The sequence below is a fragment of the Campylobacter sp. US50a genome (assembly GCF_004379015.1).
In the GTDB taxonomy this organism is placed as follows: domain Bacteria; phylum Campylobacterota; class Campylobacteria; order Campylobacterales; family Campylobacteraceae; genus Campylobacter_D; species Campylobacter_D jejuni.
The window spans coordinates 42,520-59,076 of record NZ_RYYJ01000002.1 but is presented as its reverse complement, the minus strand read 5'-3'; the positions used below and the strand labels follow the sequence as shown (position 1 = coordinate 59,076).

The window sequence follows — 16,557 nt, the reverse complement described above, 5'->3', positions numbered from 1 at the left end:
TTAAGCCTTTCTTAAATGCGTTAAAATTGCCTCTAAAATATCATCATCGTCTTTGCTTTTTGCTTTGATGAGTTCTTTTTCATCATTTAAAGCAGTAAATTGAATATTTTGCTCATAATTGCTAATACTTTTAAATTTATTTAAAGCTAAAATTTTAATGATAATCAAAGATAAAAATTGCTTAGTATAAACATCAAGTTTTCCAAAGCGATCTTCAATTTCACCTTCGATCTCATAAACCTCATGAACTTGCTCACACTTGCTAAGTCTTCTATAAAGTTCTAATCTTAAGCGATCTTCGCTGATAAGTTCGCTGTTTAAAAAGGCATTAACATTGAGTTTTAAATCAAGTTTATTTTCTTTTTGATCCACTTCATTTTTACTTAAAGCATTAAGTTCATCTTCTAACATTTTAAGATATAAACTATATCCAATTTGCTCGATATGTCCACTTTGATCTACGCCTAATAAATTTCCACCGCCACGAATTTCAAGATCATGATAAGCCAAAACAGAACCTGCGCCTAAAAAAGAATTACTTTCTAAAGAAACTAGACGCTTTAAAGCATCTTTTGTGATAGCATTTTTATCTTCGATTAAAAAATAACAATAACCTTGCTTATCACTTCTTCCTACACGCCCACGCAATTGATGCAAATCAGCCATGCCAAAACGATCGCTTTTTTCTACTATGATAGTATTTGCATTAGGTAAATCAATCCCACTTTCTACGATAGAGGTACTTAAAAGCAAATCATATCCTTTGTTTTCAAATTTCAACATTTCTTCTTCTTGCACCTTAGCATCAATTTTAGAATGTAAAATCAAAATACGCAAAGTAGAAAAAAGTTCTAATAAATGTTTTTTGCATTGCTCTATACTTGCAATATGATTATGAATATAAAAAATTTGCCCACCACGTCTTAACTCTCTTGCTATAGCTTCTTTTAAAAGTGCGTCATCATTTTCTTTGACAAAAGTTCTTACATCCATTCTATCTTCTGGTGGAGTTTGCAAAACACTATAAGATTTTATAGAACTTAAAGCTTGATTTAAGCTTCTTGGTATAGGGGTTGCTGACATGGATAAAATATGTGAATTTTGAGTGATTTCCTTAAGCTTTTCTTTTTGCTTCACTCCAAATTTATGCTCTTCATCAATAATAACAAGAGCTAAATTTTCACATTCTACACTTAAAAGCGCATGAGTTCCTACAACTACACAAGCTTTATTTTCTTTTAAATTTTGTAAAACTTGTTTTTTTTCTGCACTACTTGTAAAGCGATCAAGTTTAAAAACCTTTATATCAAAAGGATCAAAACGCTTTTTTAAGGTTTTATAATGCTGATGAGAAAGCAAAGTTGTAGGCGCAAATAAAAATGCGCAAAATCCACTTTTAACTACTGGATAAATAGCATTCATAGCGACTTCTGTTTTTCCAAAACCCACATCACCGCTTAAAAGCCTATCCATGACTTTTCCACTTTGAAAATCTTGCAAAATTTCATGACAGGCTTTATCTTGATCACTTGTATAATTAAAACCTGCACTAGTTATAAAATCAGCTTGTCTACTTAAATCCACTGTGATTTTTTTTGCTTGCACTAAAGATCTTTTAGCCGCCATAATAACAATTTCAGAAGCTATGGCTAAAAGTTTAGTTTTTAATTTTTCTTTAAGTTTAATAAAGCTTGTTTTACCTAGTTTGTCTAAACTTGGAATAGATCCACTCACGCCCAAATATTTATCAATCAAATAAAGATTTTCCACTGGTAATAAAAGCTTATCAGAATTTTGATACTCTATAGCAACAAACTCTTTTTTTGCTCCGCTTATCACTATCATCTCAAGACCTAAAAATTTACCTACCCCATAATCTTCGTGTACTATATAATCCCCATTTTTAAGCTCATCTATAATCAAACTAGCTTTTTTTCTTGTTTTTTGTTTTTCTTTTTGATTTAAAGAAATGATTAGCTCTTCAGGACTAATAAGATTAAGCCTTAAATCACTTTTTACAAAATAGATATTTTGAGTATCTTCAAGCTCTAAAGCTTTAAATAAAGCTTCGTTTTTAGCTAAAAGTGTGATTTTTTTATTTTTATGAAATTCAAAAAAATCTTTATTGTAAGAACTTTGCAATTCTTTAAATTTTTTAGCTTGAGGTAAAATTTTTGCATTCACAAAACTTATATCTTTTTCATATTCATTAATATCAAACTTTTCACAAGCTAAAAAATCAAGCTCTAAATAATCAAAAAAATCATCAATGCACCAAAATCCTAAAGAATTAATATCATGTATTAAAGTATCGCTTTGAAAATCTTCTAATTTGTTCTTAAAAATTTCATAATTTTCTTTGTCAAAATATTTTAAAAAAGGACAAATTTCAAAATGTTCTAGTTCATTAGGAATAGACTTTTGACTTTGCAAATCAAAATATCTTATACTTTCAATCTCTTCACCAAAAAGTAAAATTCTAATAGGATTTTCTTCATTAATACAAAAAATATCAATAATATCCGCACGAATTGAAATTTCGCCTTTATCCTGAACTATATCTACAAATTCGTATCCTAATCTCGAAATTTCATCTTCAAAAAATTTCAAATTAAAATTTTGTTTTTTATCGATATGATAATTTTGTAAATGTTTTTTTGAAGGAAGTTTTTTTAAAACAGTATTTAAAGGAGAAATAAGGATTTTTTTTCCTTCTTCTTTATGATAAGCATTTAAAATCTTACAAAGATCAAAAAGTTCTTTAGAAAAAGCCCTTAAATCATCTCCAAACTGTGCCCTAAAATCAGGTAAAACAAAGGTTTTCAACCCCTTAAATCGTGAAACTTGAGCAAGTAAATCTGCTTGTTTCTCATCTTTACAAAGCAAAAGTTCACAAATTTTTGAATTTTGTAAGTATTCATAAAATGAAGCTTGCATTATTCTTCGTTATTATTTTCAATAAGTTTGATAGTATCTTCTTTAATTTTACTAGTTCCATTAAAGCGACCGCCATTTTCTATAGAAATTTTTTGCGTTGAAATATCGCCATTAACAACTCCGCCCGCTAAAATTTCTAAACTATTAGCCTCAAGCTGCCCTTCAAAATATCCATTTACTACAATTTTATCTGCTTGTAATTCACCTTTTAAATTTCCATTTTTTCCGATAACTACAATACTTTCAGAATGAATAATACCACTTAACTCTCCATCAACATGAAGCATAGAAGCAAAATAAAATTTACCCTCAATTCTTGCACCTGAAGAAATTACTGTTGTTTCTGAGCTAGAGCTGGATGTTGGGCTGATACCGCCTTTATTAAAGATTGCCATGGAACTCTCCTTTCTTGATTAAAAAAATCATTCATATTTTTTCTTTGCAAATTTAAAAAATACAAAGGTTCTAAAGTTTTATTAATAAACCTTACCTCATAGTGCAAATGCGGTCCCGTAGAAAGACCTGTATTGCCACTATAACCTATCAACTGCCCTTTATTAACAAATTGACCCGCTTTGACTACTTCTTTGCGCATCATATGAGCAAATACTGTTTTAAAACCAAAATTATGCAATAAAATTACATTATAGCCATAGCCATTATCACTATAACCTGAAAATTCCACCACTCCACTTGCTGGTGCATAAATAGGAGTACCAATTTCTGCTCTTAAATCAATGCCAGGATGAAATTCCCTTCTTTTTAAAAGCGGATGCTCTCTCCAGCCAAAATTTCCCGTAATGCCTTTGTTTTCAATAGGCCATCCATTAGGAATTTGTCCCAAAATTTCAAGTTGCTGCTCATTGGTAAGCTGAAGATTATCAAGTCTTGCACTAATTGTAAGATTATTTTCTGCTTCTAAGCCTAAAGCCTCTTCAAAAGAAGCTATTTTATCTTCTATAGCTGCATACTGCTGAGTTTTTTCTTCTATGCTTTTTTGCATTTGCGAATTAGATAATTCCAATTCTTTGCTTTTTTTCAAAAGCTCCTCACGCTTTTCGCTGATATCACTAAGTTTGCTATCGAGATATTTGATATAAAAACCACTAAAAACTAAAAATAAAACAATAAAAGCAATAGTATAAAAAACTATTTTTTTGATTATTTGATTTAAATAAAAATGTCTTGAACCGTTAATATCTGTAATGGTAATAGTGAATTTATTTTTTACCACACCACTCCTTTAAAAAATTTTCTACCAGCATAAAAGAGCCAAAAACTAGATTTTTTTTATTTTCTTCTAATTTTACAAATTCTTTACATTGTATGCCTAGCTTTGATGCAATACTATAAATTTCATCATCAGCCAGCTTTCGTTCTGAACTTTTATATTTATATATTTGTATTGTATCAATAATAGGCTTTAATACATTTAAAATTTGAAAAATATCCTTATCCAAATAAGTATTATAAATAAGATTTATTTTTTCTCCTTGAAATTTATCAAGCATAGCCTTAGCAGCCATGGGATTATGACCCACATCAACAAAAAAATTTGGAGAAATTTCTTGGCATCTTCCTTGTAAATTTAACTCTTGTAACTTTTTTAAAGCTTCTAAGGTTTTTTCTTGCGAAGTTAAAATTTCACAAGCCTTTAATGCAAGCTTTAAATTATGCTTTAAAAAACAAGGTAAAACAAACTTTTTACAATAAATCTCAAATTTTTCTTTCAAAAAAGGATTTAAGGAAGAAACTTGCAAATTAGCTTTTTTTAAAAAAGCAATTTTTTTTGCTAAATTTAAAACATTTTGCTCTTGCTCATCACTTATAAGTGCTATAGGCGCCATAACTTTAAGCTTGGTTCTTGCAATATCTTCTAAAGAATTGCCCAAAATTTGAATATGGTCAAATCCAATTCTTGTAAAAATATTCATTCTTCTTTCAAAAACAGAAGTAGCATCATATTCTCCACCCACTCCTGCTTCTAAAACAATAAAATCGCATTTTTGAAATAAAATCATAGCTAAAAAAGTAGCATATTCGAAATAACTTAATTTTTGCAAGTCTTGTTTAAAAATTTCTTCAAGTCTTATATGAGCTTGTTCTAATTCTTCATCATTCGCAATCTTACCATCAAGATAAAATCTTTCATTAAAACTGAAAATGTGCGGGCTAGTATAATGCCCTATTTTATAATTTAAATTTTCTAAAAGTTGGGTTAAATATCTACCCGTGCTACCTTTACCATTTGTGCCTATAAGTTGAATTATAGGAATATTTTTAAAATATTTCTTATATTTTTCATACATTCTAAACATCAAAAAACGATCAATTTTATCGTAATTTATACTTTTTTGAGCTAAAAAATTCTCAACTTTCATTATGTTGTTCATTAACCGCTGCAATTTGCTTTATTAACTCATCTAAAATATTAATACTTGGCTTACTTTGCTTATCAAGATAAGCCACGTGAATTTTAGGGGTTATAATATCTTGCTTATAAATAAATCTAAAATTTTCTATAGTTTTAAGATTTGTATTTACAAGCTGTGTAATTTCATCTTTGCTTTTTCCTGGCGAAACAATCAAATAACTCTTTTCATCTATCATCCACAGTTCATCAAATTCGCTACAAGAATCTTTTAAAATTTTTTTAAATCGAACAAAAATTTCATTCAAACTTCCCATACCATATTTTTCCATAATGAAACGGTAATTTACTATAGAAAATAAAGCTAAAGAGTAATTAACTTTATACTTATTAAAATTTTCATCCATTTTATCAAGCTCTTTAAGAACACTCCAAGCCTCTCTCTCCTCTAAGCTTTGTGTGAATTCAATTTGATTATTTAAAGATGTAATTTTTTCTCCAAGTTGTTTAAATTTTAGTTTTAAATCCTCAAAACTAAGTTTTACTTCCCCATTTTCATCTGGTTTTAAGGTATTGATAAAATCCATGTTTTGTTCATTTGATTTATTAAGTAAGACAAGCAATTCATAGATTTTTTTTAAATTATCATTAAAAAAATTTAAATTTTTTTGAACATACATATTATCGACCATTATGCGATGATTGATAAATTCCATTAATTCGTTCTTAAAATTTTCTTCGCCTATTACAAAAGGTTTTTGCGTTAAATTTTGTATAAAACCTTGAATTTTTAAATCTTCCACCAATGAAGGATTTAAACCCAGACATAATAATTCACTAAAGTGCTCATAACTACGCTCTTCAAGCTTAACTAAGAGTTTTTTAATCACGCTATCATAATCATCATATTTGCTAATGCCATATTTACGAGCTTGTTCTTCTAAGTCATTTTCATCGTAATTTCTTTCAAGCTCTTTCCATTTTTTAGTAAGCAAGTAAATACTTTCACTATCCATAGTTTTAGAAATTCTAATCGAAGTCACCTTAGCCAAATCTCTTATCTTTTTATCTTTACTTATTTGCAAAGTTTTAGATATAGTATATAAAAAATCAAAAAATTCACTAAATTGTTTTCCGCTTTGTCTATTTAAAACAGAAATTAAAAAACTAATTAGTTCTTCTAAACTTCTTATAGTTTTAGAATTTAATTCTTGTTGATAAATCGGTAAAAGCAAGGTTTTGTATTTGTCAAGTTTAACTTTATTTGAGCTTGTGATACCATATTTTAAAGATAATTCTTCAAAAATTTCCGTATAATTTTCAGGAGTTGGTTTTAGTTTTCTTTCTTTTAATGCAATTAAAGTTTGCTTTGCTATTTCATTAGTATTTGGAATCACGTTTTTGCCCTTTAATAGCAATTACGGAAATAAACTCATCAAATGCCTCGCTTGAAGCTGCTCGAATAGCCTCATACCTTGCAGAATCACTAATAATACTATTTGGAGAAATTTCAAAATTATAACTTCCGCTTGTACTAAAAGCCTGACTTGAACCATCTTTAAAGACAACATTAAAATCTAAATTTAATTTAGCTTTATAACTAATAACATAGCCATTTTTATCATAAGCTAAAGGAATAAATTCTAAATTATTCATTTTAACATTAATTACATCATCTGCCTCGTGTTTTAAAGCAAGTTTACGCCCTAATTTTGAAATTACCATTTCTTTTAAAGTATCGGCAACATAGATACTATTTTTTGGGTCTTGTTGACTTAATTCAACATTAACATAAACTTTCTCATCGAAAATATTATTAGCGATTTTTGATGTAGGAACATATCCACAAGCACCTAAAAATAAACCTATGCAAAAAATTAAAATCTTTTTCATTTAATCACTAGATTAACTAGCTTTCCTTCCACATAAATTTCTTTAACTATACTCTTACCTTCAAGCCATTTAGCAGTATTTTCTTTTGCAAAAGCTAAAATTTCTTCTTTACTCGCACTACTTGAAATTTCAAATTCAGCCCTTTTTTTACCATTAATACTTACAGCTAAATTTAAAGTATCTTTTACAAAAACCTCTTCTTTGAGTTCTAATTTTTTGAAATTTTTACATTTAAAAAGCTCCTCGCTAAGCTCAAAACAAACATGAGGAATGATAGGCTCTAAGATATTTAAAATAATATAAAAAGCCTCTTGCTCCAAAGCTTCATTTTTACAAAGCGCTAAAGCATTTAAAGCCTCCATACAAGCTGCAATTAAAGTATTAAAAGCAAAACTTTGATGATAAACTTCAAAGGATTTTTTCAAAGCTTCATATACCTTTAATCTTGCATATTTTTCTTCTTTATTTAAATTTTCGTGTTTTAATTCTACAAGCTCACCTTTTTTAATATTTTGCGCCCTATCATAGAGTTTACAAATAAATCTATAAGCCCCTTCAACCGCATCATCATTCCATTCAAGCTCTTTAGCCGGAGGCGCAGCAAAAAGTATAAAAAGTCTTGCGGTATCAGCACCGTATCTTTCTATAATCTCATCAGGATCTACAACATTGCCTTTTGATTTTGACATTTTAGCACCATCTTTTAACACCATACCCTGAGTTAAAAGTCTATCAAAAGGTTCATTTTGTATTAAATAACCCAAGTCTCTTAAAGCTTTTTGGAAAAATCTCGCATAAAGTAAATGCAAGATTGCATGTTCAATACCGCCTATATATTGATCCACACTCATCCAATACTTCACACTTTTTTCATCTAAAGCTTTTTCCTGCCAAGTTTTCTCATCACTTGCAAAACGTGCAAAATACCAAGAACTTTCAAAAAAAGTATCTAAAGTATCACTTTCTTTTTGAGCCTCTTTGCCACATTTTGGACAGATGCAATTTTTCCAAGTTGGATGTTTATCAAGTGGATTACCCTCACCTGTAATTTGCACATCTTCAGGTAAGGTAATAGGTAAATTTTCTAGTTTTTGAGGCACTATACCACAAATTTGACATTTAATCATAGGAATAGGCGCACCCCAATATCTTTGGCGTGAAACACCCCAATCACGAATTTTAAAATTTACAACCCTTTTTCCTATATTTTTAGCTTCAAACTGAGAAATAATTTTTAATCTTGCCTCATTACAATCAAGATTATCAAATTCTTGACTATGGATTAATTTTCCTGATTTTTGCGTATAAGGTAAATTTTCTTGAGTTTGAATAACTTGTTTGATGGCAAGATTATATTTTGTTGCAAATTCAAAATCTCTTTCATCATGAGCTGGAACAGCCATAACCGCTCCACTACCATAATCAGCCAAGACAAAATTAGCCACCCACAAAGGAATTTTTTCTCCGCTTAAAGGATGAATGGCATAAATTCCTAGAAAATAACCTTCTTTTTCAGAACTTTGTCTTTCTCTTGGGCTTTGATTTTGAATAGCTTTGATTTTATTTAATACATCTTGATTTAATAAATTTTGCGAAAGCAAATTTTGAACGATCTTATGTTCTGGAGCTAAAGCGATATACGAAACTCCATAAATTGTATCTGCTCTTGTAGTAAAAACTTCTAAAGAACTTTCTTTGGCTTTTTGCTTGCTTTCTTCGTCTAAATTTAAAGAAAATTCTAAACCTTCACTTTTACCAATCCAATTTTCTTGCATAGTTAAAACTTGATTAGGCCATTTATCTTTTAATTTTTCTAAATCTTTTAAAAGTTCCTCAGCATAAGAAGTGATTTTTACATAATAACCTGGCATTTTTTTCTGCACCACTTCATGACCACAACGCCAACATTTTCCATCTTCAACTTGCTCATTAGCCAAAACCGTTTGATCTTGTTCACACCAATTTACATTTGCTTCTTTAGTGTAAATCAAACCTTTTTCAAACATCTTAATAAAAAATTCTTGCTCAAATTTTGTATAAAGTGGATCTGAAGTAGCAAGCATTCTTTTTTTAGAAAAAGAAAAACCTAAAGAAAAAAGCTCTTTTTTCATATAAGCTATATTTTCATAAGTCCATGACTTAGGATGAATTTTATGTTTAATAGCTGCATTTTCAGCAGGCATACCAAAACTATCAAAACCTATAGGATGTAAAACATTAAAACCTATCTTGCGATAATATCTTGCCAAAGCATCACCTATAGTATAATTTCTTACATGCCCCATATGAATGCGCCCGCTAGGATAAGGAAACATCGATAAAATATATTTTTTAGGCAAATTTAAATCATCTTTTGGCTCAAAATATTCATTTTCATCCCAAATTTTTTGCCATTTTTTTTCTATTAAACTTGCTTCATAAGCCATAAAAATTCTCCTTACACTGTTCCTTTTTCATACATTGCACGATTGCGTTCTTTATCTTGTTTTCTTTTTGCTTTTTCAATTTCTTTATTTCTAAACTCAAGCACACTAAATTTAAACCATAATAATGTCGGACTTGCAACAAAAATAGAGCTTAAAGTTCCTGCTATAATACCTACAATTAAAGCCAAAGAAAATCCCTGTATCATTTCCCCTCCAAAGAAATAAAGTATCACAACGGTTGCTAAAGTTAACCCTGAAGTTAAAACCGTTCTTGATAAAGTTGCTGAAACGCTTTCATTGATAATAGGTGCAAGTTCGGTTTTTTTACTTGTTTTAATGCCTTCTCTGATTCTATCAAAAATAATAATTGTATCATTCAAAGAGTACCCAAGCACAGTTAAAACAGCAGCCAAAGTATCTAGATTGACATCAATTTTAAATAAAGAAATTGCCCCTAAAGTAATCACAACATCATGAATTTCACTGATTATAGCCGCAAGAGCAAAACGCCACTCAAAACGCAACGCTATATAAATTAAAATTGCTATCAAAGATACAGCTATAGCCATAAGTCCTTTATTTCTAAGTTCATCACCTACTTTTGGACCTACCACATCAGCACGACGCACTTCAAATTTTCCCGTATCCTTTAAAAGAGTGCTTATATGCTCACCTATATCATTGCTTACATTGTCATTACTTCCTAAAAAGCGTATGGTTACTTCCTTATTGCTTCCAAATTCGGTTACAGATAAATTTTGAAAAGTTCCTTGATTTTCTAAAATTTCTCGAATTTGTGTTATAGGAGCTGCATTTTCATATTTAAGCTGAACTAAAGTTCCTCCGCTAAAATCAATGCCATATTGCAAACCCCTATCCCAAAGCAAATAAATAGAACCAAAAAACAAAATAAAAGAAAGAGAAATAGCAGTAAAACGCATTCTCATAAAATCATAAATTTTCTTTTCGCTAAAAAACTGCATTATCTTCTCCTATAACCAAACCAAAATCTTGTATTATTACTTTTTTCTATGCGTTGCATAAAATAATCAAACATTCCGTGAGTTCCTAAAATAGCTGTAATCATAGAAACAACGATACCAATTCCCAAAGTCACAGCAAAACCTTTAACCGCTCCTGTTCCATAAGCATAAAGTGCTACCGAAGTAACTAAAGAAGTGATATTTGAATCTATAATCGCACTCATAGCATTTTTATAACCTTGCTCTATACTAGCTCTTATATTTACTCCATCTCGCAAGAGTTCTCGTATGCGCTCATTGATAATCACATTTGCATCTACTGCCATACCCACAGTTAAAACAAGTCCTGCCATCCCTGGTAAAGTTAAAGTTGCTCCAAACATAGCCATAACAGCCACTACTACCAAAACATTAACTAACATTGCAATATTTGCAAAAATTCCTGCCACACCGTAATACATCATCATAAATATTACAATAAAAACCGATGCACCAATTAAGGCTATCATACTCATTTTAATACTATCAGTACCTAAAGATGGTCCTATACTTCTTTGTTCAAGTAATTTTACAGGCGCAAGCAAAGCTCCACTTCTTAAAGCTACCGCCACATCACGCGCTTCTTCTTGGGTAAAAGCTCCACTGATTTGCCCACTACCTCCACCTATGCGTTCATTGATAGATGGGGCAGAATACACTTTATTATCAAGTACAATAGCAAGACGCTTTCCAACATTTGCTCCTGTATAATCAGCAAATTTTTTAGAACCCTCGGCATTTAAAGTAAAATTAATCACAGGATAATTACTCTTATCACTAATCCCTACTCTAGCATCAGTAAGCATAGATCCATCTAAAATAGGTATGCTTTTTAAGGTATATTTTAAATTTGGATTTCTAGAATCAGGCACTAAAATCAGTCCATAACTCGCAGCCTCAGCGTCGCTCATTGTGGAAGCTTGACCCATTTTAGAATCATCAACTTCCATAAGTTGTAAATGTGCTGCTTTTGTGATGCGTTCTTTTGCTCTTAGTTCATCTTCTTTGGTTTTAATCCCTGCAAGTTCAACCAAAATCTTATCATCACCTTGTTTAGCAACTGTTGGCTCTGCTAAACCAAATTGATCAAGCCTATTTCTTATGGTTTCAACTGCTTGCAAAAGTGCAAAATTTTCTATATTTTTTACTTCTTCTGAGGTAAAAGAAATTTTATAGTGCATATTTTCACTTTGTATATTAATTCCTTTTATTTCTTTAAGTAAATTTTCAACTTTTGCAATATCCGCATTATCAAGCAAAGTAAATTCTAAAATATCATCATGGGTATTTAAGCCATCATTTAAAATATTTTCTTTATTAAAAGAATAATTCAATGAAGATGCAATTGATTTTATTTTAGATTTTACAGCTTCTTCATTATCTACACCTAAGAGCATATAAAGCCCACCTTGCAAATCAAGCCCTAAATTAATCTTCGCACCACGTTCTGACTGCAAAAAAGAAGGGAGTGAAAAAGCTACTCCAAAAATAAATACCGCTATAAAAATAATCAAGCGATAATTGATTTTAGAATTACGCATCAATTTTCTTTGCTATAAATTCTCTTGAAATTTTTGCAGTAACATTGTCTTCATTAAGCTTAACTTTGATAAAATCCTCCTCTGGTTTTACGACTTCACAAATAAGTCCGCCATTAGTGATGATTTTATCTCCCTTTTGCAAAGACTCAAGCATTTGTTTATGTGCTTTTGCTTGTTTTTGTTGCGGTCTGATCACCAAGAAATAAAAAATTGCAAATAACACTACAAGAGGTAACAATGAAGTTAAAATTGAATTTTCTGCCATATTTTTCCTTTATTCCAAAAAAATTAAACACTAATTCTATCATTTTTAAAATAATAAAAGTCTTTTTTATTGCAATTTTACTTTCAAATTCTATTTATCTATCATTTTTTGAAAATATTTTTACACAAACCATTAGCCCGTTTTTAGCTATTTGGGGGTTAGTTTTACTCCTAAAAAGTAAAAATTCTAAACAATATTTTTGGATAGGTTTTTTTGTAGGGATTCTTTGGTTTTGGTGGATTGGTTTATCTTCAATTTATTTTAATCTAAACTATTTAGTACCAATTGTACCAATTATCATTGGTTTTATTTATGGACTACTTTTTAGATTATGTTATTTATTAAAATTTGATTTTTTAAGACTTTGTGGAATTTTTTGCATAAGTTTTATCCATCCTTTAGGATTTGATTGGCTTAATTGGGGAATTTTTACAGTTTATGGTTTTTTTGACCCAAGTTATCGTGGCATTATTTGCATATTTTTAATAGCATATTTCATCTATGAGGGTTATATATCAAGATATTATAAAATAGCAATTGTTCTTATTTTATTCTTTAGTGGATTTCAATATAATGAAAAACAAGCTCAAACTCTTAATTTAAACTACAAACTCATCAATACTAATATCTCTCAAGATCAAAAATTTTTACAAGAAAATTTAAAATCAAATTCTGATATCCTAATTCGAGATATATTTCAAGCTATAAATGAAAAAAAAGAACTTGTAATCTTGCCTGAAACCGCTTTTGCTTTTGATTTAAAAAATACCAAATATGAACTTATGCTTAAAGAATTATCTTATAAAATTACCATTATTACGGGAGCATTTTATACTGAAAAAGAGCATACTTACAATAGCACGTATATCTTTAAAAAAGGCAATGTCTATATTTTAAATAAGCATTTTTTAGTTCCCTTTGGTGAAGAAATTCCATTTTTTAAAGACTTAATAAAAAAATATTTTCTTAAAAATATTGAAGAATTTTCCCAAGGTCCTATACAAAGCAAATATAAATTAGACAATCAAATTATTACAAATGCAATTTGTTATGAAGCTACCAAAGAACAAAACTATCAAAATTCACAAATTATTATAGCTCTAAGCAACAATGCTTGGTTTAATAATAGCAGCGAATACAAACTCCAACAACTCTTAATGAAATTTTATGCAAGTAAATATGGGGTTAGTGTTTATCATGCTACAAATGGTAAAGAGAATATAGTTATACTCCCTAAAAAGCTTTTAAGTAAAGATTGGAAAAAATTTATCCAAAGAAATATTTAATGATAAAAAATAATATTAAAATTTTAATTTTAAAGTAATTTAAGTTATTTTATATTATAATTCTGTCAAATAATATTTTGACTTAGAGGGGTTTTTACCCCAAAGCTAAATTAATTTAGCTTCCTTCCTAACTTTTATATTTATGGGGGATATTGAAAAATATCCCTCTAAGTCAAAAATTAATACAACTTCATTAATTCTTTATAATTATACAAGCCTTATTTAAGCTTGTATAATATTGTTAATTTTTTAAAGCAGCTTTTTAAACTGTTCTAGAGCATCAAGTTGTTCCCAAGGATAGTCCTTTTGTCCTACTTGCCCACGAGCCGCTACATCCGCATAAAGAAAAGTTTCTTTACTTGGTTTATCCAGATGAAATTTATCACGGATCCAATTTGGCGTTAAAGAGAAGTTTTGCATAACAAAATCACTTAAAACATCATCATTTACACTGGTATTTGTGCCCATACAATCCACACTTACCGAAGTAGGTTTTGCAACACCTATAGCATAACTAAGTTGAACAATACATTTTTTAGCAAGCCCTGCTGCAACTATATTTTTAGCTAGCCATCTACCTGCATAAAGTCCACTTCTATCAACTTTAGTATAATCTTTGCTCGATTGTGCGCCACCGCCTATTGGAGAATAACCTCCAAAACTATCTACTATAAGTTTTCTTCCTGTTAAACCACTATCATGTAAAGAAGAATGATTAATATATTTACCAGTTGGATTGATTAAAATTCTAGTCTTATTAGGGTCAAAAAGTTCTTTTGGTAAATTACTATCTAAGATAAGTTTCATCACCAAAGATCTTAAATCTTCTATTTTCATACTTTCAACACAAGGCGCAGAAACTACTATAGTATGAATACTTTGCGGTTTACAATTTTCAAAATTCGCCTTAGTGCCATAATCAATAGTTACTTGAGTTTTAATATCCACGCCAAGTTCGTGTGGATTTGCTTTTGCATAAGCGTAAACTTTATCACATAGCATTCTTGCATAGCTAATGGCTGCTGGCATGTATTCTTCAGCCTCACAACTTGCAAAACCAAACATAATGCCTTGATCACCTGCCCCTGTTTCGCCATCTTCTTGATCGACACCTTGATTGATATCAGGACTTTGTTCATTTAAAAACACCATAACATCAACTTCATCAGGATGCAAACACTGCTCTTTGTTAAAATGCCCTGCTCCATTATAACCAATATTTTTTAAAACATCTTTAACTAAATTATCGTAATCAGCTTTACTAAGCTTGTGATTTGACTTAACTTCGCCTCCTATCACAACCTTATTTCCTGCGACAAAAACCTCACTCGCCACCCTTGAATTTTTGTCATTTTTCAAGAGTATATCCACTATCGTATCAGCGATTATATCAGCGCACTTGTCTGGATGACCCGCGCTTACGACTTCTGAAGTGAATAGATACATAAAAAGTCCTTTCATTTAAAATGAACCACAATTGTATCCAAATAAACTTATCAAAGCTTGATAAATTAAAAATTCTCTAAAATTAAGCAAAAGTTAGTTAAAATCAACTTCTGATATAAAAAATATTTAAAAAGGTTTTTATGTTTTCTAAAATCATTCAAAGCTACGCTAAAGGTAACCTCATAGTTCAAATTTGCATAGGTATAGTACTAGGAATACTTATAGGCATTAGTTCTAAAGAAATATCTGAAATTGCAAATTTACTCGGAATACTTTTTACAAGTGCCTTAAAAGCTATCGCTCCTATGCTTGTTTTTGTTTTGATTTTAACTTCAATTTGCACTAAAGATTTTTCTCAAAGTGGTGCTAAGATCAAAAATATTATCATTTTATATATAGTAGGCACCTTTCTTGCTTCAGCTTGTGCGGTTCTTGCTAATTTTTTCTTTCCTGTAAAGCTTGTTTTAGATGGAATTCAAACCGCTACAAACTCATCTCCAACCCACATGAGTGAGATTTTTAAAGATCTTTTATTTAAAATTGTCGATAATCCTATAAATGCTCTTTCAAGTGGGAATTATTTAGGAATTTTAACCTGGGCAATAGCTGGAGGCATAGCATTAAAACACTGCTCTAACGAAGCAAAACAAGTTTTTATAGATATCAATGAAGGGGTTTTGAAAATTGTTAAATTTGTAGTAAAACTTGCTCCTTTTGGAATTTTTGGACTTGTGGCTAATTCTGTAGTACAAACAGGAGCACAAGGCTTACTAAGCTATATAAAACTTTTATTTTTACTTGTAGCTACTATGCTTTTTGTTACTTTTGTTATCAATGCCTTAATAGTTTTTTTTTATACAAGAAAAAATCCTTTTCCTTTGATTTTTATCTGCTTAAGACACAGTGCATTTTTTGCTTTTTTCACAAGAAGTTCGGCAGCAAATATCCCTGTTAATATGGCACTTTGCGCCAAACTTGGCATAGATAAAGAATTTTATGGCATTTCTATACCTTTAGGAGCTACTATCAACATGGCAGGAGCGGCAGTTACTATAGCTATTTTAAGTCTTACTGCAGCCAATACCGTTGGTATAGAAATCAGTCTTTTGCAAGCCCTTTTATTAAGCATTATTGCCACCTTTGCAGCTTGCGGGGCTAGCGGAGTTGCGGGTGGATCTTTACTGCTTATACCTTTGGCTTGTTCTTTATTTAATATAGACTATGATATTGCTATGAAGGTAGTTGCCATAGGTTTTATTATAGGGGTTATTCAAGATAGTGTTGAAACTGCTTTAAACAGTTCTACAGATGTTCTTTTTACAGCAATTTGTTCTAAAAATGAATTAAATTATAATATCAAATAAGGTAAA

12 protein-coding genes and 1 pseudogene are annotated in these 16,557 nt (G+C 30.0%); 2 read left to right on the top strand and 11 right to left on the bottom strand.

The annotated features are described in order from the left end of the window. Genes ELQ11_RS01600 through yajC form a run of 10 tightly spaced genes read right to left on the bottom strand, consistent with a single transcriptional unit; the run spans position 1 to position 12,455 of the window. The gene (locus ELQ11_RS01600; protein ID WP_126235747.1) at positions 1 to 2,937 is read right to left on the bottom strand and encodes a DEAD/DEAH box helicase; all 2,937 of its coding nucleotides are present in this window, start codon (positions 2,935 to 2,937) and stop codon (positions 1 to 3) included. Next, positions 2,937 to 3,332, bottom strand: a complete 396-nt coding sequence (locus ELQ11_RS01595; RefSeq protein ID WP_002868630.1) for a polymer-forming cytoskeletal protein — start codon at positions 3,330 to 3,332, stop codon at positions 2,937 to 2,939. Before ELQ11_RS01595 ends, ELQ11_RS01600 begins: the two co-directional genes overlap by 1 nt. Next, complete coding sequence (locus tag ELQ11_RS01590; RefSeq protein WP_002870533.1) at positions 3,269 to 4,171, bottom strand: M23 family metallopeptidase; 903 nt, start codon at positions 4,169 to 4,171, stop codon at positions 3,269 to 3,271. The genes ELQ11_RS01595 and ELQ11_RS01590 overlap by 64 nt, the downstream gene beginning before the upstream one ends. Next, positions 4,158 to 5,342 (bottom strand): folylpolyglutamate synthase/dihydrofolate synthase family protein, encoded by a 1,185-nt coding sequence (locus ELQ11_RS01585; protein WP_126222467.1) that lies wholly within the window; start codon positions 5,340 to 5,342, stop codon positions 4,158 to 4,160. Before ELQ11_RS01585 ends, ELQ11_RS01590 begins: the two co-directional genes overlap by 14 nt. Then, positions 5,308 to 6,705, bottom strand: a complete 1,398-nt coding sequence (locus tag ELQ11_RS01580; protein ID WP_134225112.1) for a hypothetical protein — start codon at positions 6,703 to 6,705, stop codon at positions 5,308 to 5,310. Before ELQ11_RS01580 ends, ELQ11_RS01585 begins: the two co-directional genes overlap by 35 nt. Continuing rightward, on the bottom strand, positions 6,689 to 7,201 hold the full coding sequence (gene lptE / locus ELQ11_RS01575; protein ID WP_002860199.1) for an LPS assembly lipoprotein LptE: 513 nt from the start codon (positions 7,199 to 7,201) through the stop codon (positions 6,689 to 6,691). The genes ELQ11_RS01580 and lptE overlap by 17 nt, the downstream gene beginning before the upstream one ends. Beyond that, entirely contained in the window at positions 7,198 to 9,627 is a 2,430-nt protein-coding gene (gene leuS / locus ELQ11_RS01570; protein WP_126219443.1) for a leucine--tRNA ligase, read from the bottom strand. The genes lptE and leuS overlap by 4 nt, the downstream gene beginning before the upstream one ends. Before the next feature lie 11 nt (positions 9,628 to 9,638). Further along, entirely contained in the window at positions 9,639 to 10,610 is a 972-nt protein-coding gene (gene secF, locus ELQ11_RS01565) for a protein translocase subunit SecF (protein WP_002870529.1), read from the bottom strand. Then, the gene (secD, locus tag ELQ11_RS01560) at positions 10,610 to 12,190 is read right to left on the bottom strand and encodes a protein translocase subunit SecD (protein ID WP_134225111.1); all 1,581 of its coding nucleotides are present in this window, start codon (positions 12,188 to 12,190) and stop codon (positions 10,610 to 10,612) included. The genes secF and secD overlap by 1 nt, the downstream gene beginning before the upstream one ends. Then, entirely contained in the window at positions 12,183 to 12,455 is a 273-nt protein-coding gene (yajC, locus tag ELQ11_RS01555; RefSeq protein WP_002786346.1) for a preprotein translocase subunit YajC, read from the bottom strand. The genes secD and yajC overlap by 8 nt, the downstream gene beginning before the upstream one ends. Here yajC and ELQ11_RS01550 point away from each other — a divergent pair. Continuing rightward, positions 12,428 to 13,754, top strand: a pseudogene (locus ELQ11_RS01550) (apolipoprotein N-acyltransferase). The gene yajC and the pseudogene ELQ11_RS01550 overlap by 28 nt on opposite strands. A gap of 236 nt (positions 13,755 to 13,990) precedes the next feature. On the opposite strand, the gene metK reads toward ELQ11_RS01550, so the two are convergent. Then, positions 13,991 to 15,187, bottom strand: coding sequence for a methionine adenosyltransferase (gene metK / locus ELQ11_RS01545; RefSeq protein ID WP_070242920.1), 1,197 nt, complete (start codon positions 15,185 to 15,187; stop codon positions 13,991 to 13,993). Between the two features lie 140 nt (positions 15,188 to 15,327). On the opposite strand from metK, the gene sstT reads away from it, so the two are divergent. Beyond that, positions 15,328 to 16,551: a serine/threonine transporter SstT gene (gene sstT / locus ELQ11_RS01540; RefSeq protein ID WP_052949306.1), complete on the top strand. Its 1,224-nt coding sequence runs from the start codon at positions 15,328 to 15,330 to the stop codon at positions 16,549 to 16,551. Positions 16,552 to 16,557 lie beyond the last annotated feature (6 nt).